Raw genomic sequence first — 18755 nt, forward strand, 5'->3', positions numbered from 1 at the left:
CGTGCTGGTGCTGCCGGCCGGGCTGGACCCGGATGAGGCGGCGGAGACGGCGGGCGCCTTCCGCCTGCTCGGCTGCCGCCATTTGCTGCCGACAAGGCTGGACAGCGCGCGCCGCCTCGGCAGCGTGCTGGCCGCCGCCGCGGTGGGCCTGCCCCTGACCGAGGCCGGTACCGGGCCGGATGCCTCGGGCGGGTTGGAACCCTTGACGCCGGAGGGGCTGGCGCAACGCCTCGCGACCCCTGTGAGGCAGGAGAGAGCATGACGGGACGGATCATCGCCGTCGCCTCCGGCAAGGGCGGCGTCGGCAAGACCTGGCTGTCCATCACCCTCGCGCATGCGTTGGCCGAACAGGGCCGCCGCGTGGTGCTGATGGATGCCGATCTCGGGCTGGCCAATGCGGATGTGCAACTCGGGCTGAATCCCGGGCGCGACCTCGGCGCGGTGCTGGGTGGCGTCGCGGTGGAGGAGGCGGCGCAGGCGCTGCCGGCCGGGTTTCACCTGCTGGCCGGGCGGTCCGGCAGCGGGGCGCTGGCCGGGCTGGCGGGCGCGGGGCTGGATGCGGCGCTGGCCTTGCCGCAGCGCCTGGCTGCGCGCTTCCAGGATGTGGTGGTCGATCTCGGCGCGGGGGTGGAGGCGCCGCAGCGCCGCCTGGCCGCGCTGGCGGATCTGCTGCTGGTGGTGGCGACGGAGGAACCGACCAGCCTGACCGATGCCTATGCCGTGCTGAAGCTGCATGCGCAGGACGCGCCGCGGGGCGATGCGCGGCTGGTGGTGAACCTGGCCGGCACGGCGGCCAGCGGCCAGCGCACCCATGCGACGCTCGCCGCCGCGGTGCGTCGCTTCCTGGCACGGGACCTGCCCCTGGCCGGCGTGGTGCGGCGGGATGCGAAGGTGCCGGATGCCATCCGCCACCAGACCCCGCTGCTGACCCGCCACCCCGGCTGCACCGCCGCGCTGGATGTGCGGGCGCTGGCCCGGGGGCTACACGCGGCGTAGCACCAGCAACACCCCGGCCACCGCCACGCCCTTCTCCTGCCGCAGCGGCGCATCCTGCCGCGCCAGCAGGGTGAGCCCCGAAGCGGCGGCCAGCGCCAGGACATGCGCGGGGTCGTGGCGGTAGCGCAGCCCCTCCCCCAGTACGAAGGAGGCGCCCTGCCCGGCCGCTGGTTCAAGGGCCTCGATGCTGAAGGCCGCCACGCCCCCCGGCACCAATGCGCCGGCGATGCCGGCCAGGGCGGGGGCGAGGTCGCCCAGGTAGTTCAGCACATCCACCGCCGCCACCAGATCGAACCCGGCCCGACGCGCGGCCAGGAAAGCCGCCAGATCGGCCTCATGCAGCGCGTCGTACAGCCCGCGGCGGCGCGCTTCCGCCAGCATGCGGGGCGACAGATCCAGACCTTCCAGCCGCCGCGCCCAGGGCTTTAGCGCCAGCCCCGAAAGCCCGGTGCCGCAGCCAAGGTCCAGCACCCGGCGACCGCCATCCGGCGCGATGCCCTGCTGGGCCAGCAGCGCCGCCAGCAATGCGGGCGTGCGGTAATGCAGTCGGTCCTGGAGGTCCTGGTCGAAGCGTGGCGCGTATTGGTCGAACAGGTCGCGCACATAGGCGGCCGGCGCGCGGTCCGGCGCCGCTTCCGCCCCCAGCGCGGCCAGCAGGAAGCGTGCCTGCGCGGCAAGCCCCGGCGGCAGGCCGGGCAGCGCCAGCACGCGCCGCGCCGCATCCTCCGCACCATCCTGCCCGGCCTCGCGCAGTGCATGGGCCAGGGCGAGCCAGGGCTCCGGCGCCTGTGGCGCGATCTGCACGGCCTGTTGCAGCGGGGCGATGGCCGCCGCCGCCTGGCCCAGCGCGCACAGCGCTTGGCCGAGGTTCCGCAGCGCCGTCGCATCCGCCGGGCGCCGGGCCAGCGCGGCGCGCAGCGCCTCCACGGCCGGTTCCAGCTGCCCGGCCTCGGCCAGGGTGGCGCCCCGATTCGCCAGGAAAATCGGGCTGTCCGGCTGCACCGCCAGCGCCTGGGCGGAGAAGGCCAGCGCCGCCGCCAGATCGCCGCGCTGGCGGGCCGCCACCCCCAGCAGGTTCAGCGCATTGCCGTCCCCCGGGCGCAGCTTCAGCACGCGGCGGTACAGCCGCTCCGCCAGCGCCAGGTCGCCGCGCTGGTGCCGGGCCGCCCCCTCGCGCAGCAGGTCGTCAGCCGATGCTTGCGCCAAGCCCTGTCCTTCCGCGATGCTGTCGGCGCATGTCCTCCCCCTCCGCCTCCGCCTCCGCCGCCGCCTCGCGTGACATCCGGGTGGATTTCCTGCGTGGCCTGGCGCTGTGGTTCATCTTCATCACCCACACGCCGGGCAATCTGCTGGCTCACGGCACGCTGCGCAACGTGGCCTTCTGCGATGCGACGGAGGTCTTCGTGCTGCTGGCGGGCTATGCGGCCGGCATCGCCTATGGCCGCATGCTGGAACGGGATGGCTGGCCGACCGCCGCGGGCCGCATCGTCGGCCGGATGGGCACGCTGTATGTGGCGCACATCTTTCTGTTCGTGGTCTTCGCCGCCCAGGTCGGCTTTTCCGCCGCCGCGCTGAACCAGGCGGCCTATCTGGACGAGCTGCACCTCGACCCCTTCGGCCAGGAGCCCTACCGCGCGCTGCTGGAGGCGCTGCTGCTGCACTACCAGCCCGCCTTCCTGGATATCCTGCCACTCTACATCGTGGTGCTGGGCCTGTTCGCGCTGAGCCTGCCGCTGATCCGGCACCCGGCCTGGCTGCTGGGCCTTTCCGCCACGCTGTATGTCGCCATCCGGATCAGCGGCTTCAACCTGCCGAACTGGACCGGCGGCTCCTGGTTCTTCAACCCCTTCGCCTGGCAGTTGGTATTCACCATCGGCGTGGTGCTCGGCCGCGCCGATCCGGCGGTGCTGGCGCGGCGCCTGCCCTGGCACCGGGGGCTGGCGGTGCTGGCAGGCCTGTTGCTGCTGGCCTGCGCGGTGGCGCTGAACCTGGTGTGGCACGGGCCGGGCTTCGGGCTGTACGCGCCGGAATGGCTGGCGGCCGCCATCGCCACGGTGGACAAGGCCGGGTTGCATCCGGCGCGGCTGGCCTCCGTCCTGCTGCTCGGCTGGCTGGTGGCGCATCTCATCCCGCGCCAGGCGTCCTGGCTGTCGCACCCGGTGCCGGCGATGTTCGTGCTGATGGGGCAGCAGGGCCTGGCGGTCTTCTGCGCCGGCATCTTCCTGTCCTTCCTCGGCCGGCTGGCGCTGGAAATGATCCCCGGCCTCACCGGGCAGGTGCTGGTGAACCTGGTGGGGCTGGCGGCGCTGATCGCGGTCGCGGTGGTCTCCGCCTGGTATGGCGGAGAGGGCAAGCGGTCGCGCAAAACCCCCTTGCCGGCCACGTCCGGGATCGTTACGCCATGAGCGCCATGCCCCGCAAATTTCAGCCCTGGCTGCCCCTGCTCGCCCTGGCCGGCGCGCTCGCCTGGACCCCGGCGCGGGCCGGGGACGTGGCCTGCGGCGCACCGGCGGAGGCGATGGAAGCCGCACCGATGGCCGGCGTCTTCGCCGCCCTGTCGCATACCGATCTGCGCATCCTGGTGGTGGGCAGCGCCTCCACCCAGGCCGGCGGTACATCCGGCCCCGCGGCGACCTGGCCGGAGCGGCTGGGGGCGGTGCTGGGCGAACGGGTCGCGCCGGTGACGGTGACGGTCGCGGTCTATGGCCGGCGCGGCACCACCGCCACGGATCATGCCCGCATCCTCGCCGAACAGGGCCCGCGGCTGCGGCCGCACCTCGTCATCTGGCAACTCGGCACGGTGGAGGCCGCCCGCGGCCTGCCGGTGGAGGAGATGGCGGAGACGGTGCAGAACGCCGTGGCCCAGCTTCGGGCGGTGCGGGGCGAGCGCACCGATGTGGTTCTGGTGGACCCGCAATTCTCCCGCTTCCTGCGCGCCAATGCGGATGTCGAAAGCTACCGCAACTGGCTGCGGGTTTCCGCCGCGGCCAGCGGCGCGCAGCTTTTCAGCCGCTGGGCCATCATGCGCCATTGGGTGGAGACGGAGAAGCTGGACCTGGAACGCGCGCCAGCCTCTCAGCAGGTGGCGCTGGCGGACCGGCTGCATGATTGCCTGGCGAAGGCGATGGCGGAATTCATCCTGGATGGCGCGCAGCGCGGGCGGCGAGCGCGCCCCTGACCGGGGCCAAGGAACCCCAGGGCGCCGGCTGCGCTCTCATCGCATGATCCTTTTCCAGCATCCTCCCGCAAGGCCCCAGCTTCCGCCGCCCGGTGGGGCGGCGTTCGATCGCTGGCTTCAGGACGAACTCACCCGACGCTACGAGAGCGCCCTGGCGGAGCCGGTGCCGGAGGCGTTGCTGCGCCTCCTGCGCGAGACGCACTGAGACGCCGCACCGCACGCCCGCGCACCGCCGTGATCGCGCCCCGGAAGTGACGGATACCGCCCCCGGCCCGAGCGATCAGAACAGCCCTTCGATGCGGCCCTCCGCATCCAGGCCGATGGTCTCGGCCGCCGGGCGGCGCGGCAGGCCGGGCATGGTCATGATCTCCCCGCACACCGCGACAACGAAGCCCGCGCCGGCCGAAAGCCGCACATCGCGCACCGGCAACGTATGGTCCACCGGGGCGCCCAGCGCGGTGGGGTCGGCGCTGAAGGAATATTGCGTCTTGGCGACGCAGACCGGCAGGTGGCCGAAGCCCTCCGCCTCCCACCGCGCCAGCTTCTGGGCGGCAGGTGCCGGTATCGCCACGTCGCGCGCCCGGTAGATCTGCTGCGCGATGGTCCGCAGCTTGTCTGCCAGCGGCATCGCATCCGGATATAGCGGCTGGAACCGCGCGGCCCCGGCGGCGATGCGGGCCTGCACCGCCTTCGCCAGTTCCTCGGCCCCAGCCGCGCCATCCGACCAATGGGTGCAGAGGACCGCCTGGGTATCCAGCCGCGCCATGGCGGCCTGCACCGCAGCGATCTCGGCCGGCGTGTCGCTGTTGAAGCGGTTCAGCGCCACCACCACCGGCAGGCCGAATTTGTGCATGTTCTCGACATGACGGGCGAGGTTGGCCACGCCGCGTTCCACCGCCGCCACATCCTCCCGCCCCAGCTCGGCCTTGGCGACGCCGCCATGCATCTTCAGCGCGCGCACCGTGGCGACGATGACGCAGGCGGCAGGGTTGAGCCCCGCGAGGCGGCACTTGATATCGAGGAACTTCTCCGCGCCGAGATCCGCGCCGAAGCCGGCTTCGGTGACCACCACATCGGCAAGGCCCAGGCCCATCCGCGTGGCGACCACGCTGTTGCAGCCATGCGCGATATTGGCGAAGGGCCCGCCATGCACCAGCGCCGGGGTGCCGGCGATCGACTGCACCAGGTTGGGCGACAGCGCATCCCGCAGCAGCGCCGCCATGGCGCCATCCGCCTTGATGTCACGCGCCGTCACCGCCGTGCCGTCCCGCCGGCGGCCGACGATCATGCGGCCCAGGCGGTCCTGCAGGTCAGCCAGGTCGCGCGCCAGGCAGAACACCGCCATGACCTCGGACGCCACGGTGATGTCGAAGCCATCCTCCCGCACCACGCCCTGGGTGGCACCGCCCATGCCCACCACGCAGTCGCGCAAATTGCGGTCGTTCATGTCCATGGCGCGGCGCCAGGATACGCGGCGCGGGTCCAGCCCCAGTTCGTTGCCCCAGTACAGGTGGTTGTCCACCATCGCCGAAAGCAGGTTGTTGGCGCTGGTGATGGCGTGGAAATCGCCGGTGAAATGGAGGTTGATGTCCTCCATCGGCAGCACCTGGGCATAGCCACCGCCGGTCGCACCGCCCTTCACCCCGAAACAGGGGCCGAGCGAGGGCTCCCGCAGGCAGATCATGGTGTTGGTGCCGAGCGCGTTCAGCGCATCGCCGAGGCCGATGGTGGTGGTGGTCTTGCCTTCGCCGGCCGGGGTCGGGCTGATGCCGGTGACCAGCACCAGCGCGCCGGGCGGCCGGGCGGAGGCCTCGGCCACGAATTGCGTGCCGATCTTGGCCTTGTACTTGCCGTAGGGCTCCAGCGCCGCATCGGGGATGCCGGCGCGGGCCGCGATCTCCGTGATCGGGCGCAACGTCGCCGCGCGGGCAATGTCGAGGTCGGTGGCCATGCTGGTGCTTGCTCCCTGCGATGTCTCCGCGCTTATCGGGACATAGGCATGGGAGCAAGCCATGCCGTTGCCTTCAGCGCAGCAGCGCGAAGCCCAGCGCCATCAGCAGCACGAGAAGGCCGGTGAGCGTGGCCAGGAGAATGGCGATCCTGCGGCGCATCGGGTCCTCCTCAGGCCAGCTCGAAGATTTCGGTCTGGATCTGCCGCGCCGGGATGCCCATGCCCAGCAGCGCCTGTTCCGCCGCCGCCGTCATCGGCGTCGGCCCGCACAGGAAGCAGTGCAGATGCGGGCGGGGTTCGGGCGGCAGATGCCGCTCCAGCACCTCCCGCGTCACGAAGCCCGTCTCGCCCTTCCAGCCCTCCGGCGGGTCTTCCAGGATGTGGATCAGGTGCAGGTCGAGCCGCGCCCGCAGGGCCTCCAGCTCCTCCCGGTAGGCCACATCCTCCCAGCCCTTGTTGCCGTAGAACAGCCAGACCGGCCGCCGGTCGCCGCGCGCGGCCAGGCTGCGCAACATGCTCAGCATCGGCGTGATGCCGACGCCGCCGACGATGCCGACGATGCCCTCCGCCGCCTTCTGCCGGTCGATGGAGAACACGCCATAGGGCGCGTCGATCCAGGCCGGGTCACCGGGGCGGACCTCCCCGATCCGGCTGGTGAAGTCGCCCAGCTCCTTGATGCCGAATTCCAGCCGCGGCAGGGATTCAGGCGCCGAGGCGATGGTGAAGGGATGCTCGCGCAGGCCGAAGGGCGAATTGCGCAGGGTCAGCCAGGCAAACTGGCCGGGCAGGAAGCGGCGCAGCCCGGCATGGCCATCCGGCTCGATCGCGATGGTCCAGACATCGTTGCGGCCGGGCCGCACCTCCACCACCCGCCAGGGCTCGCGGGTCTGCCGCATCGGCTTCACCAGCCGGACCCAGACCAGCAGCACCAGCCAGGACAGCGTCGCCAGCAGCCATAATGTCCGGTTCATCGGGGATGCGGTGAAGTAGCCGATGCCGATGATGTGGGCGACCGCCGCACCGAAGCCCAGCGTCGCCAGCACCACATGCAGATAGCGCCACAGCCCATATTCCAGCCGCAGCAGCTTCCGCCATTCGGAGGTGACGACGGCGAGCCCGAACAGCAGCAGCGCCGCGCGCCCCGCCGTCAACTCCCAATCCGCCGCGAAGGGATTGATGGTGGGGCCCAGGCTTTCCTCGTACCACAGCCACAATATGCCGAAATGCGCCGCCACGAGCGCAAGCGCGATCCAGGCCAGATAGCGATGGAACAGGTAGATGATGTCGACGCCGAAGGGCGAGGTCATCGGGCGGATGCGCGCGGTCAGGGCAAACTGCACGCCCATCATCGCCATGCCGGCGAAGCCGAGCGCCATGGAGAAGTTCCACCAGAAATCGCGCCCCGGCGGCACCTCGCCCAGGAACAGCAACGCCTGCGGCGTCAGCACCAATACCAGATAGAGCGCAATCCAAGCCGCCTGGCGGAACGCCATGCCTTTCTCCCTGCCGATCCCCTTCCGAACGCAGCGGCGCCGGTCTCGTTCGCCGCGTGGTGACCTCGCCGGTTGCCGGCGGCCTTTCGCGCCACAGCGATGCCCGGCATCATCCCGGCAAAAGACCACCCTGGAGGATGTCCCATGCTGCGCCGAACCCTGCTGTCCACGCTTGCCGCCACGCCGCTGCTGCCGGGCCTCGCCCGCGCGCAGGATGCCGCCTGGCCGACCCGGCCTGTCACCATCATGGTGCCCTTCGTCGCCGGCGGCCCCTCCGACATCATCGCGCGGACCATCGCCAACCGCATGGGCCAGGCGGTCGGCCAACCCGTGGTGGCGGAGAACCGCGCGGGGGCGAATGGCGAGGTCGCGGCACGGCTGGTGATGCGGGCGCCGGCGGATGGGCACATGCTGTTCGTGGGCTCGATCGGCGTCTTTGCCATCAACGCCGCGCTGCGGCCGAATCTCGGCTACGACCCGGTGCGGGATTTCGCGCCGATCACCATGGCCGTCACCACGCCGAACGTGCTGGTGGTGAATGCCGAGAAGGTGCCGGCGCGCACGCTGGATGAGGTTGTTGCCTGGCTGAAGGCGCAGGATGGCCGCGCCAGCTACTCCACCTCCGGCGTCGGCTCCTCGGACCATCTGACGATGGAATTGTTCAAGCAGCGCACGGGCACGGATGTAACGCATGTGCCCTATCAGGGCGGTGCCGCGGCGGCGACGGACCTCATCGCCGGCAATGTGCAGATCTCCTTCCAGAATCTCGGCACGGTGGCGGCGCATATCCAGGGCGGGCGGCTGCGCGCCATCCTGCTGACCAGCGCCACGCGCAGCCCCGTGCTGCCGGATGTGCCGACGGCGGCGGAGGCAGGGCTGACCGATTTCGTGGTGACATCCTGGCAAGCCGTGATGGCGCCCGCGGGCCTGCCGCAGCCGGTGCTGACGAAAGTGCATGCCGCGACCGTGGCCGCGCTGCGCCACCCGGAATCGGTGCAGCGCCTGAACGCCATCGGCTTCGATGTCGTGGCCAATTCGCCGGATGACTATCGCAGCTTCCAACAGGCGGAGATCGCGCGCTGGCGCGAGGTGGTGCGCAGCGCCAATATCCGGGCGGAATGATGCAAACCGCATGACCTGCATCAAGGATTGGTGAGGAAGCCAGGACCAGAACACCTCCGCGGCCGCGCACGGTGCGCGTCGCGGAGAAAGGCTATTGGCTATGATTCGGAAGATCTGCGCAGCGGCCCTGGTGGGTGTGGTCGCGGCGATGCCGGCGATGGCGCAGGATGTGCGTGGCAAGCTGGCGGGCGATATCGTGCTCGGCGTCGGCCTCATCGGCGTGCTGCCCTCCAATGGCGGCAACACCACCATTGGCGGCGAGCCGCATGTGAGCGCAACGGCAACCCCGCAGCTCGACCTCACCTATTTCATGACGCCGAACTTCGCGGTGAACGTCATTGCCGCGACCTCGCGCCATGATGTCTCCGTGCGCGGGCTGGCGGGCGGCAACATCGATCTCGGCCGCGTCTGGGCGCTTCCGCCGACGGTGACGCTGCAATATCACCCGCTGCCGGCCAGCCGTTTCAGCCCCTATCTCGGCGTCGGGCTCAACTACACGGTGTTCTATGGCGAAGGCGGCGGCCGCAGCGCCGGCATCACCAGTGTCGATGTCGAGAATGCCTGGGGCGTCGCGGTGAATGCCGGCGTGGATTACGAGATTTCGCCGAACCTGCTGGCGAATTTCGATGTGAAGCGGCTGTGGCTGCGGCCTGATGTCAGCGTGAACCAGGGCGCCGTGCGGGCTGAGGCGAATCTCGACCCCTGGATCATCGGCACCAGCATCCGCTACCGCTTCTGATGTGACGAGGGGGCGGGGCAGCCATGCCCTTCCCCCACCGCCGGCGCGCCCCATCTGCGTGCCATGGCCAGTCCCTGCATCGATATCTGCCGTTATGACGAAGACACCGGCTGGTGCTTCGGCTGCGGCATGCTGAAGCCCGAGAAGAAAAGCTGGAAGAAGGACAAGGCGGAGCGCCCCGCGATTCGTGCCGCGCTGCCCCAACGCCTTTCGGCCCTCGCCAATGCCGGCCACAGGACCGGCACGGCAGCGGCGAAGAAAAAGAGGAAGGCCTAGGCGGCGGCGCGGGTGCCGACGCCCATTTCCTGCAGCACCGCCTCCGCCTGCTTCAGCGCGAAGCGGATATCCTCCTCCCCGATCGCACCGATGCAGCCGAAGCGCATGGACGGCTTCAGGGTTGAGGAGAAGTCGGACAGGATGACGCCGCGCGCCTTCATGCCGCGCTGGAAGGCCTCGAGGCTCCAGTTCGGATCGACCGGCTGATACACATTGACGATGATCGGCCCCTGGTGTTCCGGCGCGACATAGGGCGTGAAGCCCAGCGCCTTGAGGCCCGCATACATCACGTCCCGGTTGCGGCTGTAGCGTGCGAGCCGCGCCGGCTGGCCGCCTTCCGCCTCATAGATCTCCATCGCCTTGCCGAAGGCCCGCAGCGCCTGCACCGCCGGCGTGAAGCGAAAACTGCCCCAGCCATTCTTCAAGGCGTGATCATAAACGTCGGACAAATCCATGACCCAGGACCCGGCCTGGCCGCGGCAGGCTTCCAGCCGCGCGATCGGCGCCACCGCGAAGCCGAAGCCCGGCAGGCCTTCGAGGCATTTGTTGGAGGTGAAGACCACCACATCGCATTCCGGATGCGCCTCCAGGCTGAAGGGCAGCGCGCCGAAGCCGGAGACCGCATCGCAGATCATCCGCCGCCCCGCCGCGGCGATGACCGGGCCGAGGATGTTCGGATCGTTCACGATGCCCGTGCCGGTCTCGCTCACCACCAGCGCGACCTGGCCGCAATCCGGATTTTCGGCCAGCGCCTGGGCCAGCCGCTCGGCCGGCATCGGCGCGTCATCCGGCCCATCCAGCGCCACCACCACGCGGCCCGCACTCTCGGCCAGCCGGGCCAGGCGGTCCGCATAGCCGCCATTGCGCACCACCAGCAGCTTGGCGCCGGCCGGCACGAAGGTGCGGATCGCGGCCTCGATGATCATGTGGCCGCAGCCGGGCAGCGGCAGCGACACATGCTTGCCCTCCACCCCGCCGGCGATCTTCACGATGCGCGGCCGCATGGCGGCGTATTCGTCGCGGAATTCCTCGTCCCAGGGGGCGATGTCCTCGGCCATGCAGGCGCGGACCTCGGGGCGGGTCTGCACGGGGCCGGGAATCAGCAGCAGCATGGGTTTCGCCCTTCGGATTGCACCCCTGGCTATACCACCAGCGCGTCGCCCAGCAATTCCCGTCGCAGCTTGCGCAGGATGGCTTCGGCGAAATCGATGTAGTCGGCGCAGGGCATGGCGAAGGACCCCGGGCCGCCCACCACCTCCGCCAGGTAATGCTCCAGCAGGTCCGGCTCCTCGTTCAGCAGGGCCAGGCCGTTCACCGTCAGCCCCGCCGCCACCGCCAGGTCCCGCACCGGCCCGGGCGGGCGCCCGGCATTGTGGCGGCCATCGCCCGAGACATCGAGCACCAGGCGGGTCGGATCCCCCGGCGCACGGGCCAGCACGGCGAGGCCCGCGGCCATCCCCTCCCCGATCGCCGTGGCGCCGGGGCGGGGCATGCGGGGCGTGTTCTCGATCGCGTCGGCCAGGGCAGCGGCGGAGGCCGCATCCGCGATCCGGGTCCAGCCCACCGCCAGATCCTGCTCGCCGGGGCCGGACCACAGCAGCAGCGCCACCGCCGCGGCACCACGCGGGCCGGCGGTGGCGGCGGCCAGGATGGCGGGGTCCCGGAACGCCGCCGCGGTGCCGCCGGCCATCAGGCCGAACTCCGCGTAGTCCACGCTGGCCGAGACATCCATGGCCAGGCACAGCGCGATATCAACGGCCGCCATCGGCAGGTTCCCACTCATTAACGAGTCGATTGCATGACGCCCGGGCCGATGCCAGCCTGGGCCGGTGATGTGTGACAGGAGCGCAGGATGATCGGCAGGCGTGGCATTCTGGCGGCGGGTGGCGGGCTGTTGGCCGCACCGCTCGCATCGCCCCGGGTACTGGCGCAGGCCTGGCCGGCGCGTCCGATCCGCATGATCGTCCCCTACCCGCCCGGTGGCGCCACCGACGCCATGTCCCGCCTCGCCGCGCAGAAAATCCAGGAGAAGATGGGGGTCCCGGTGGTGGTGGAAAACCGCTCCGGCGCCAATGGCCAGGTCGGCAGCAATGCCGTGCTCCAGGCCGGCGCGGATGGCTACACCATCCTCGGTTCCGCCTCGATCCACGTCATGGCGCGCAGCGTGATGCGGAACGTGCCCTATGACCCCGTGACGGATTTCGTGCCGCTGGCCCGTACCGCGCGCGGCCCGCTGGTCCTGGTGATGAGCCCGCAGCGCCCGCAGCGCGACATCCCCGAGATCGTCGCGGCCGCGAAAGCCGAACCGGCACGCTGGTCCTTCGCGACATCCTCGCTGGGTTCGGCCGGGCATCTCGGCACGATCGAGTTCAACCGCGTGACCGGCGCCAATATCGAGATCGTCGGCTATCGCGGCACCGCGCCGGCGCTCACGGATGTTGCCGGCGGCAATGCGCATCTGATGTTCGACCCGGTGCTGGCCACGCTGCCCATGGTGCGCGGCGGGCAGCTGCGCGGGCTGGGCATCGCAACCGCGGCGCGCACACCCCTGGCCCCCGACCTGCCGACCATGGCGGAGGCCGGACTGCCGGGCTTCGAATTCTATTCCTGGTACGGCGTATGGGCCCCGCGCGGCGTGCCGGCCGAGATTGTCGCGCGGTACAATGCCGCGCTGGTGGAGGGCATGCGCGACGCCGCCGTGGTCGAGCGCCTGACCGGCCTCGGCTTCGAAGCGGTGGCGGAAAGCGTGGCCGAGGCTGAGCGCTTCATCAATGCCGATGTCGCCCGCAACGTGGAATTGCTGCGGATCGCGAATTTCCAGCCGCAATAGGCGCGGCAGCCATCAGGCCGGCTGCGATACAGCCGGCCGCAGCAGAACCGGCCACGAAGCTGTCACACCGCGCCTTCTGGCATCCGGCGGCCACCCGCCCTATCACCTCCTCAAGCCGGGCGTTCAGCCCTGGTGCGCGGAGAGGGTCTCCATGGATGGGATGAAGCACGGCCACGAAGCAAGGCAGGCGCCCGTCGCCTGCAACCTCACGGCTAAGTGACAAGCCCTCTGTGAAGGATCCCCGGGCCGTGCTACCGCTTATCGCGGGAAATGGCTTCCCGGCCGAAAGCGCCGGGCTGGGGAAGGAGTGGGCGCGTCATCGACGGGCTTCAGGATTTGTCGCACGCCGATGCGCCTGCCGCGCATCCGGTGCCTGTTTCGGAATTGGTCACCGGCATCGCCCGAGATTGGCCGACGGATCGCTTGACCCTCGGGGAGCTCATGCAAGCCCTCGGGGCACGCGGCTACGGCGTGCTGATCGTGCTGTTCGCCCTGCCGAACCTGCTGCCGATCTACATCCCCGGGCTCAGCCCCATCTTCGGCGTGCCGCTGCTGATCATCTGCGCGCAGCTCGCCTATGGGCTGCCATCCCCGAAGCTGCCGGTCATGCTGACACGGCGGTCGATGCGGCGGTCCGACCTGCGGTTGATCGCGGCGAAGTCGTTGCCCTGGCTGCAACGCGTCGAACGCTTCGTGAAGCCGCGCCCCTCCTGGCTCACCAGCCGGACCGGGGAACGGATGATGGGCGCCTATGGCGTGGTGCTGGCCGCCATCGTCTGCATTCCCCTGCCCTTCACCAACGGCCCACCGTCGCTCGCCTGCATGATCATGGCGATCGGGCTGATGGAGGAGGATACCCGGACCATCCTGGCCGGCGCGCTGTTCGGCATTTTCGGCATCTTCATCGGCCTGTCGATCATCGGCAGCGTCGGCTGGATGCTGGCGGCCGGTTTCGCCTGGCTGTTCGGGCTGAGCTGACCACCTGCCCCACCTCAGCACCATGAAGCCGGAGCCGATGGCAGACGCGGATACGGCACCGATTTCCCGCATCGTGGCAGAGGTGGCGGCCGCCTTTCCGGGCGAGCGCATCAGCCTGGGCGAATTGGCGCAGGCCTTCGGCGACCGCGGCTTCGGCCTGCTGCTGCTGCTGCTGTTGTTGCCCGGGTTGCTGCCCGGCATGGCCACCGTCTTCGGCACGCCGTTGCTGATTCTCGGCGTGCAGATGGGACTCGGGCTGCGCGTGCCGAAGCTGCCCGCCATCCTGGCCCGCCAGACCATCAAGCGGTCCGACCTGCTGCGCCTGGCCTCCGTTTCCTCCAAGGGGCTGGGGCGGATCGAGAAATACGTGAAGCCGCGGCCGGGCTTCTTCACCTCCCCATTGGGCGAACGCATCATCGGCTGGCTGACCGCCTATGTGGCGATCATGCTGATCCTGCCCGGTCCGGGCACCAATGGCCCGCCGGCCTTCGGCAACATCGTCATGGCGCTCGGGCTGATCGAGCATGACAGCATCGTCACGGGCTGGGGCGTGGTGCTGACCATCGCGGGCTGCGTCTTCGCCACGGTCATGCTCGGCCTGCTCGGCTGGCTCGGGCTGCAGGCGCTGGGCTGGATCTTCTGAGCGCCCGATTGTGCGCCATCACGCCCCGGTGGTAACAGTGCGTCATGCGACGGTGGCCCGCAAGGGCTGAAACGGGAACGCGCGAAGGCCCGGTGGCGCAATCCGCCGAGCCACGTCCGCGGCTGCCCCCGCAACTGTAGGCGGAGAGATCGTCTCCCTGACGCCATTGGGTCCATCGGGCCCGAGAAGGCGGGGACGGTCCTTCGGGAGGATCCCTCCCGAGCCTCCGCGAGCCAGGAGACCGGCCGGCGCAGAGACGTCACGCGCGTGCCGGGCGGGGTGCACCGGCGCAACGGAACGACAGGCCACTGGTGGGCATGCCCCGCCGGTATCCGCTCGTCTCCGCCGGCGGCGACGACGCCAGCCGCCGCGTTGCCCGCAAGGGTGGCGTGGCTTGTCGTCTGATCGCACGGAGGATTCCCATGCGACTTCTGTCCACGCTCGCGGCCGCGCCCATCGCGCTCGCCCTGCCCTTGCTGCTGTCCACCACCGCGCTGGCGCAGCCCACCCTGCCGGAGACCATCGTCACCGCGACCCGCATCCCCACCGATGCCGAACGCGTGCCGGCCGCCATCACCGTGCTGACCCGCGCGGATATCGAGGAACGCGGCTACCAGTCCCTCGCCGAAGCCCTGGCGACGGTGCCGGGGATGAACATGGTGCAGGGCGGTGGCCTCGGCCAACAGGCCAGCGTCTTCATCCGCGGCACCGCCTCCCGCCATGTCCTGGTGCTGCTGGATGGCGTGCCGGTGAACGATGCCTCCGAGCCCAATGGCGCCTTCAATTTCGGCAATGAACTGCTCGCCGATATCGAGCGGATCGAGGTGGTGCGCGGCCCGGGCTCCTCGCTCTATGGCTCCGGCGCCATCGGCGGCGTCATCAACCTGGTGACGCGCCGCGCGCCGGAAGGCGTGCCGCTGCAGGTCTTCGGCGACCTCGCCGGCGGCAGCCAGGGCACCGCCCGCGGCGCGCTGGGGGCCGCCGGCAGCCTGCGCGGCTGGAACTACCTGGTGGTCGGCCAGGGCCTGACCACCCAGGGCAGCGACGCCACCCCGCGCCGCTTCACCAACGACACGAGGGAAACCGAATCGCTGCGCGCCGGCGCCGGCACCGCCCGCTTCGGCTGGTCGGGCGGCACCACCAGCATCGAGGGCCTGCTGCGCTGGCGCGAGAACCGGCTGGACCTGGACAACATCCCGAATGACGACCCGAACTACACCGGCAATGACCGCCGCTGGTATGGCCAGCTCCGCGCCGAGACCGGGCTGTTCGACGGTGCCTGGACCACCGGCCTGCGCGCCGCCATCACCGAGGACCGGCGCCGCTACCTGAACCTGCCGGATGCGCGCAGCAGCGCCTCCACCGACGATCTGTATCGCGGCACCCGCCAGGTCCTGGATTGGGGCAATCGCGTGCGGCTCGGCGATCTCGGGCCGTTCTCCGCCGCGGGCATCGCCTTCGGCGTGACGCATGAGCAGGAAAGCGTGGAGGCCAATTCCGGCTCCCCCAGCTTCCGCACCACCACGGATGCCTCGGCCAGCAACACGGCGGTACATGCCGGCATCCAGGCGCAGCTTGGCCCGCGCCTCGATCTCTCGGCCGGGCTGCGGCAGGATTTGGCGGATGACTATGACGGCTTCCTGTCCTGGCGCACCGGCGCGGTGCTGGCGTTGCCGGAAGTGTCCTCCCGCCTGCGTGCCTCGGCCGGCACCGCCTTCAAGGCGCCCTCGCTGTACCAGCGCTTCGGCCGCATCGGCAGCTTCTTCCAGGGCAACCCGAATTTACAGGCGGAGGACAGCTTCGCCTGGGAAATCGGCACCGAGACCGACCTGCCGCTGTTCGGCCGCACCGATGGCGTGACCGCGAGTGCCACCTATTTCAACACGCGCACCAACAACCTGATCAACTTCAACCGCGCCTTCTCCAGCCTCGAGAACATCGAGAAGGCGAGCAGCCAGGGTGTCGAGCTGGGGCTGGTGGTGCGGCCGGCGCGCTGGCTGGATGCGCGGCTGGGCTGGACCATCACGCAGGCACGGGACCGGGTGGCGGATGCACCGCTGGCCCGCCGCCCGCGCAACGTGGTCAGCGCCGGCGCCCGCATCTCGCCGACGGACCGCATCACCATCAGCCCGGAGATGCTGTTCACCGGCCCCTCGCCGGAGACCGCCTCCTATACCGACAGCGGCGCCTTCGTCTCCGGCGTGAACTACAACAAGTCGGGCACGGTGCTGAACCTGACGGCATCCTACCGCGTGACCAGCGCCATCACCGGCTATGTCGAGGGGCGCAACCTGGGCAACAGCCGGTGGGAACCGGTGAACGGCTTCGTCACGCCGGGCCGCAGCCTGCTGGTCGGCACGCGCTTCACGTTCTGAGCGCGACCGTCAGGCCGCGCGCTTGCCGCGCGGCTTGCGGACCGATGCCGGCTGGGCCTCGGCCTCGCCGGCATCGGCGACATCCTTGCTGCCCTCCAGCGCCGAGAGGAAGCGCCGGCACCAGATGCTGGCGGAGCCCGCCTTCACGGTGGCCCAGTTGCGGGTCCAGCGATCCAGCCGCTCATCCGCCGGCATGTCCATCGCCGCATCGAGGGCTTCGGCGATGTCGTCGGGGTCGAGAGGGTTGACGATCAGGGCGCCATCCAGCTCCACCGCGGCGCCCGCGAAGCGTGACAGCACCAGCACGCCGGGGTCCGCCGGGTCCTGCGCCGCGACGTATTCCTTGGCCACCAGGTTCATGCCATCGCGCAGCGGCGTCACCAGGCCAATGCGCGCCATCCGCATGAAGCCAGCCAGCGTCGGCCGGGCGACGGCGCGGGTGATGTAGCGGATCGGCGCCCAATCCGGCTCCGCCATCTGGCCATTGATGCGCCCGACACCTTCATCCAGCTCGCGCCGCAGCGCGCGGTACATCGCCACATCGCCGCGGCTGACAGGCGCCACCTGCAGGAAGGTGATCTTGCCGCGGTGCCGCGGAAAACGCTCCAGCATCGCGCCGAAGCCGGCGATCCGTTGCGGCAGGCCCTTGGTATAGTCGAGCCGGTCCACGCCGATGGCGAGCGAGCGGCCGCCGAGCGAATCGCGCAGCCGCACCACCTCCTTCGCCGAGGCGCGCTGGGCGGCCAGCTTGGCGAAGCCGATGGCGTCGATACCGATGGCGAAGGCGCCGACGCGCATCGCCACATCGCCCTTGCCGATCGCGATCAGCGCGGCGCGCAGATTCTCCGCGTCGTCCTCGGTCTGCGTGCCGATGGTGTCCACCGCCTCCAGCGCTTCCAGCAGCTTTTCGGCATGCGGCAGGCCGTTAAAGACGGAGCGCGGCGGGAAGGGCACATGCAGGAAGAAGCCGATGCGCTGCCTGCAGCCCAGCGCACGCAGTTCCGCAGGCATTAGGAACAGGTGGAAGTCATGGATCCAGACCGTGTCATCCGGCTGCAGCAGCGGCGCCAGGGCCTGGGCGAAGGCCAGGTTGGTGCGCTGGTAGCCGGCGAAGTCCCGCCGGTCGAAGCGCGCAATGCCGAGGCGGTAGTGCAGCACGGGCCACAGCGCCGCGTTGGAAAAACCCTGGTAGTAATGCTTGTAGTCGTCATGCCCGAGGTCGAGCGTGGCATAGGTGGTGCGGCCATGCTGGGCGATCGTGGCTTTCGGGCCGGTCTCCGCCGCCGTCTTGCCGGACCAGCCGAACCAGACCGCATCCCGGTTGGCCAGGGCATCCTTCATGGCCACCGCCAGGCCGCCGGCGGTGGCACCGCCTTCCTTCGGGTCGGGCACCCGGTTGGCGACGATGACGAGGCGGCTCATGCCGCGGCCCCGCGCGCATAATGCCGGTCCAGACCGGCCAGCCAGTCCCGGAACACCGGTGGCGTGCCGAACACATCCTGAAGCCGCAGCCCCTGGCCGCCGGCGGCGCGCGCCACCGCCATGCCGGCTTCATCGGTCACGTCGTCACCGACGAAAACCGGCAGGCGCCCGGCGAAGGGGCTTCGCGCCATCAGGCTGGTCACCGCGGTGCCCTTGGAGACGGCGCGCGGCGTCACTTCCCAGGCCATGCGGGCCGGCATCAGCACGAAGGCATCCGGCGCTTCCGCCACCAGGGATTCCAGCAGGGTGCGGGCGACCGGGCCGGCTTCCGGGGCCTGGCGGAAATGCAGCACGAAGCCATGCGCCTTGTCCTCGATGAAGGCGCCGGGAAAGCTTTCGGCCAGGGCTGCAAGGCGCACGCGCCAGGCGGCGGGGGGCGAGGGCAGCGCGGGTTCCTCGAGCGGGCCATGCGGCACCGGGCGCAGCACCGCGCCATGGCTGCCGACCTTGGCGATGGGAACCGGGAGGAAATGGTCGAGTTCCGCCAGCGGGCGGCCGGAGATGATGGCGAGTGCACCATCGAGATGCGCCGAGAGACGCTCCAGCAATCCGGGCAGGTCGGGGGGGACAATTACGGCGTCCGGTCGTTCGGCGATCTCCACGAGAGTGCCGTCGAAGTCGAGGAACAGCGCCGCGCGTTCGGGTGGGTGGGGTAAATCCTGCATACCGCAGCCTAACACGACGGCAGCATT

At 70.4% G+C, this 18755-nt stretch carries 18 protein-coding genes, 1 pseudogene and 1 riboswitch; of the genes and pseudogenes, 12 read left to right on the forward strand and 7 right to left on the reverse strand.

The genetic code is table 11. From position 1 onward, the window contains the following. Both Q8S40_RS20555 and Q8S40_RS20560 read left to right on the forward strand, forming a co-directional pair. Positions 1–262 (forward strand): annotated as a pseudogene (locus tag Q8S40_RS20555) (GTPase); the annotation flags it as partial. Beyond that, a complete protein-coding gene (locus Q8S40_RS20560; protein ID WP_305671894.1) occupies positions 259–996 on the forward strand; it encodes a cellulose synthase operon protein YhjQ/BcsQ in 738 nt (245 codons plus the stop codon). The pseudogene Q8S40_RS20555 and the gene Q8S40_RS20560, both read left to right, overlap by 4 nt. Here Q8S40_RS20560 and Q8S40_RS20565 read toward each other — a convergent pair. Next, positions 982–2202, reverse strand: a complete 1221-nt coding sequence (locus Q8S40_RS20565) for a methyltransferase domain-containing protein (protein ID WP_305671895.1) — start codon at positions 2200–2202, stop codon at positions 982–984. The genes Q8S40_RS20560 and Q8S40_RS20565 overlap by 15 nt on opposite strands. 29 nt (positions 2203–2231) lie before the next feature. Between Q8S40_RS20565 and Q8S40_RS20570 the strand changes: the two genes are divergently transcribed. From Q8S40_RS20570 to Q8S40_RS20580, 3 genes are read left to right on the forward strand one after another with little or no spacing between them, the layout of a single operon-like run. Next, positions 2232–3401 carry an OpgC family protein gene (locus Q8S40_RS20570; protein WP_305671896.1) on the forward strand — a complete coding sequence of 390 codons (1170 nt, stop codon included), beginning with the start codon at positions 2232–2234 and terminating at the stop codon, positions 3399–3401. A gap of 5 nt (positions 3402–3406) precedes the next feature. Next, positions 3407–4174, forward strand: a complete 768-nt coding sequence (locus Q8S40_RS20575; protein WP_305671897.1) for an SGNH/GDSL hydrolase family protein — start codon at positions 3407–3409, stop codon at positions 4172–4174. A gap of 43 nt (positions 4175–4217) precedes the next feature. After that, the gene (locus Q8S40_RS20580) at positions 4218–4379 is read left to right on the forward strand and encodes a hypothetical protein (protein WP_305671898.1); all 162 of its coding nucleotides are present in this window, start codon (positions 4218–4220) and stop codon (positions 4377–4379) included. A 75-nt stretch (positions 4380–4454) separates the two neighbouring features. Here the strand turns inward: Q8S40_RS20580 and Q8S40_RS20585 are convergent, their stop codons facing one another. After that, a complete protein-coding gene (locus Q8S40_RS20585) occupies positions 4455–6125 on the reverse strand; it encodes a formate--tetrahydrofolate ligase (protein WP_305671899.1) in 1671 nt (556 codons plus the stop codon). A 170-nt stretch (positions 6126–6295) separates the two neighbouring features. Beyond that, a complete protein-coding gene (locus Q8S40_RS20590) occupies positions 6296–7618 on the reverse strand; it encodes a ferric reductase-like transmembrane domain-containing protein (protein ID WP_305671900.1) in 1323 nt (440 codons plus the stop codon). 144 nt (positions 7619–7762) lie between these two features. Here Q8S40_RS20590 and Q8S40_RS20595 point away from each other — a divergent pair, with 144 nt between their 5' ends. From Q8S40_RS20595 to Q8S40_RS20605, 3 genes are all read left to right on the forward strand, one after another. Continuing rightward, the gene (locus Q8S40_RS20595; RefSeq protein WP_304815091.1) at positions 7763–8740 is read left to right on the forward strand and encodes a tripartite tricarboxylate transporter substrate binding protein; all 978 of its coding nucleotides are present in this window, start codon (positions 7763–7765) and stop codon (positions 8738–8740) included. Positions 8741–8840: 100 nt separating this feature from the next. Further along, positions 8841–9479 carry an OmpW family protein gene (locus Q8S40_RS20600; RefSeq protein WP_304815089.1) on the forward strand — a complete coding sequence of 213 codons (639 nt, stop codon included), beginning with the start codon at positions 8841–8843 and terminating at the stop codon, positions 9477–9479. A gap of 63 nt (positions 9480–9542) precedes the next feature. After that, positions 9543–9755: a DUF1289 domain-containing protein gene (locus Q8S40_RS20605; RefSeq protein WP_304815087.1), complete on the forward strand. Its 213-nt coding sequence runs from the start codon at positions 9543–9545 to the stop codon at positions 9753–9755. On the opposite strand, the gene Q8S40_RS20610 is transcribed toward Q8S40_RS20605, so the two are convergent. Then, positions 9752–10867 carry a 2-aminoethylphosphonate--pyruvate transaminase gene (locus tag Q8S40_RS20610; RefSeq protein WP_305671901.1) on the reverse strand — a complete coding sequence of 372 codons (1116 nt, stop codon included), beginning with the start codon at positions 10865–10867 and terminating at the stop codon, positions 9752–9754. The genes Q8S40_RS20605 and Q8S40_RS20610 overlap by 4 nt on opposite strands. A gap of 29 nt (positions 10868–10896) precedes the next feature. Next, positions 10897–11520, reverse strand: coding sequence for a DUF1194 domain-containing protein (locus Q8S40_RS20615; protein ID WP_304815085.1), 624 nt, complete (start codon positions 11518–11520; stop codon positions 10897–10899). Between the two features lie 87 nt (positions 11521–11607). On the opposite strand from Q8S40_RS20615, the gene Q8S40_RS20620 reads away from it, so the two are divergent. The 4 genes from Q8S40_RS20620 (at position 11608) to Q8S40_RS20635 (ending at position 16581) form a co-directional block, all read left to right on the forward strand. Next, positions 11608–12585, forward strand: a complete 978-nt coding sequence (locus tag Q8S40_RS20620) for a tripartite tricarboxylate transporter substrate binding protein (protein ID WP_304815084.1) — start codon at positions 11608–11610, stop codon at positions 12583–12585. Positions 12586–12855: 270 nt separating this feature from the next. After that, positions 12856–13563, forward strand: coding sequence for an exopolysaccharide biosynthesis protein (locus Q8S40_RS20625; RefSeq protein WP_304815082.1), 708 nt, complete (start codon positions 12856–12858; stop codon positions 13561–13563). A gap of 37 nt (positions 13564–13600) precedes the next feature. Then, a complete protein-coding gene (locus tag Q8S40_RS20630) occupies positions 13601–14206 on the forward strand; it encodes an exopolysaccharide biosynthesis protein (RefSeq protein WP_305671902.1) in 606 nt (201 codons plus the stop codon). Between the two features lie 33 nt (positions 14207–14239). Next, positions 14240–14471: riboswitch (cobalamin riboswitch) on the forward strand. Between the two features lie 157 nt (positions 14472–14628). Further along, positions 14629–16581: a TonB-dependent siderophore receptor gene (locus tag Q8S40_RS20635; protein WP_305671903.1), complete on the forward strand. Its 1953-nt coding sequence runs from the start codon at positions 14629–14631 to the stop codon at positions 16579–16581. Between the two features lie 9 nt (positions 16582–16590). Here the strand turns inward: Q8S40_RS20635 and Q8S40_RS20640 are convergent, their stop codons facing one another. Together Q8S40_RS20640 and otsB are read right to left on the reverse strand one after the other, a co-directional pair. Further along, positions 16591–18003, reverse strand: a complete 1413-nt coding sequence (locus Q8S40_RS20640) for a trehalose-6-phosphate synthase (protein ID WP_305671904.1) — start codon at positions 18001–18003, stop codon at positions 16591–16593. Further along, a complete protein-coding gene (otsB, locus tag Q8S40_RS20645) occupies positions 18000–18728 on the reverse strand; it encodes a trehalose-phosphatase (RefSeq protein ID WP_305671905.1) in 729 nt (242 codons plus the stop codon). Before otsB ends, Q8S40_RS20640 begins: the two co-directional genes overlap by 4 nt. Positions 18729–18755: the final 27 nt, after the last annotated feature.

This window comes from Falsiroseomonas sp. (genome assembly GCF_030695085.1).
GTDB lineage: Bacteria > Pseudomonadota > Alphaproteobacteria > Acetobacterales > Acetobacteraceae > Falsiroseomonas.

Excerpts from the sequence above, each read along its gene's own strand:
- Q8S40_RS20580 (WP_305671898.1), top strand. The coding sequence starts at position 4,218 with ATGATCCTTTTCCAGCATCCTCCCGCAAGGCCCCAGCTTCCGCCGCCC.
- Q8S40_RS20615 (WP_304815085.1), bottom strand. The coding sequence starts at position 11,520 with ATGGCGGCCGTTGATATCGCGCTGTGCCTGGCCATGGATGTCTCGGCC.
- Q8S40_RS20630 (WP_305671902.1), top strand. The coding sequence starts at position 13,601 with ATGGCAGACGCGGATACGGCACCGATTTCCCGCATCGTGGCAGAGGTG.
- Q8S40_RS20640 (WP_305671904.1), bottom strand. The coding sequence starts at position 18,003 with ATGAGCCGCCTCGTCATCGTCGCCAACCGGGTGCCCGACCCGAAGGAA.
- Q8S40_RS20570 (WP_305671896.1), top strand. The coding sequence starts at position 2,232 with ATGTCCTCCCCCTCCGCCTCCGCCTCCGCCGCCGCCTCGCGTGACATC.
- Q8S40_RS20620 (WP_304815084.1), top strand. The coding sequence starts at position 11,608 with ATGATCGGCAGGCGTGGCATTCTGGCGGCGGGTGGCGGGCTGTTGGCC.
- Q8S40_RS20610 (WP_305671901.1), bottom strand. The coding sequence starts at position 10,867 with ATGCTGCTGCTGATTCCCGGCCCCGTGCAGACCCGCCCCGAGGTCCGC.
- Q8S40_RS20585 (WP_305671899.1), bottom strand. The coding sequence starts at position 6,125 with ATGGCCACCGACCTCGACATTGCCCGCGCGGCGACGTTGCGCCCGATC.
- Q8S40_RS20635 (WP_305671903.1), top strand. The coding sequence starts at position 14,629 with ATGCGACTTCTGTCCACGCTCGCGGCCGCGCCCATCGCGCTCGCCCTG.
- Q8S40_RS20625 (WP_304815082.1), top strand. The coding sequence starts at position 12,856 with ATGGCTTCCCGGCCGAAAGCGCCGGGCTGGGGAAGGAGTGGGCGCGTC.
- Q8S40_RS20605 (WP_304815087.1), top strand. The coding sequence starts at position 9,543 with ATGGCCAGTCCCTGCATCGATATCTGCCGTTATGACGAAGACACCGGC.
- Q8S40_RS20595 (WP_304815091.1), top strand. The coding sequence starts at position 7,763 with ATGCTGCGCCGAACCCTGCTGTCCACGCTTGCCGCCACGCCGCTGCTG.
- Q8S40_RS20575 (WP_305671897.1), top strand. The coding sequence starts at position 3,407 with ATGCCCCGCAAATTTCAGCCCTGGCTGCCCCTGCTCGCCCTGGCCGGC.
- Q8S40_RS20590 (WP_305671900.1), bottom strand. The coding sequence starts at position 7,618 with ATGGCGTTCCGCCAGGCGGCTTGGATTGCGCTCTATCTGGTATTGGTG.
- otsB (WP_305671905.1), bottom strand. The coding sequence starts at position 18,728 with ATGCAGGATTTACCCCACCCACCCGAACGCGCGGCGCTGTTCCTCGAC.
- Q8S40_RS20560 (WP_305671894.1), top strand. The coding sequence starts at position 259 with ATGACGGGACGGATCATCGCCGTCGCCTCCGGCAAGGGCGGCGTCGGC.
- Q8S40_RS20600 (WP_304815089.1), top strand. The coding sequence starts at position 8,841 with ATGATTCGGAAGATCTGCGCAGCGGCCCTGGTGGGTGTGGTCGCGGCG.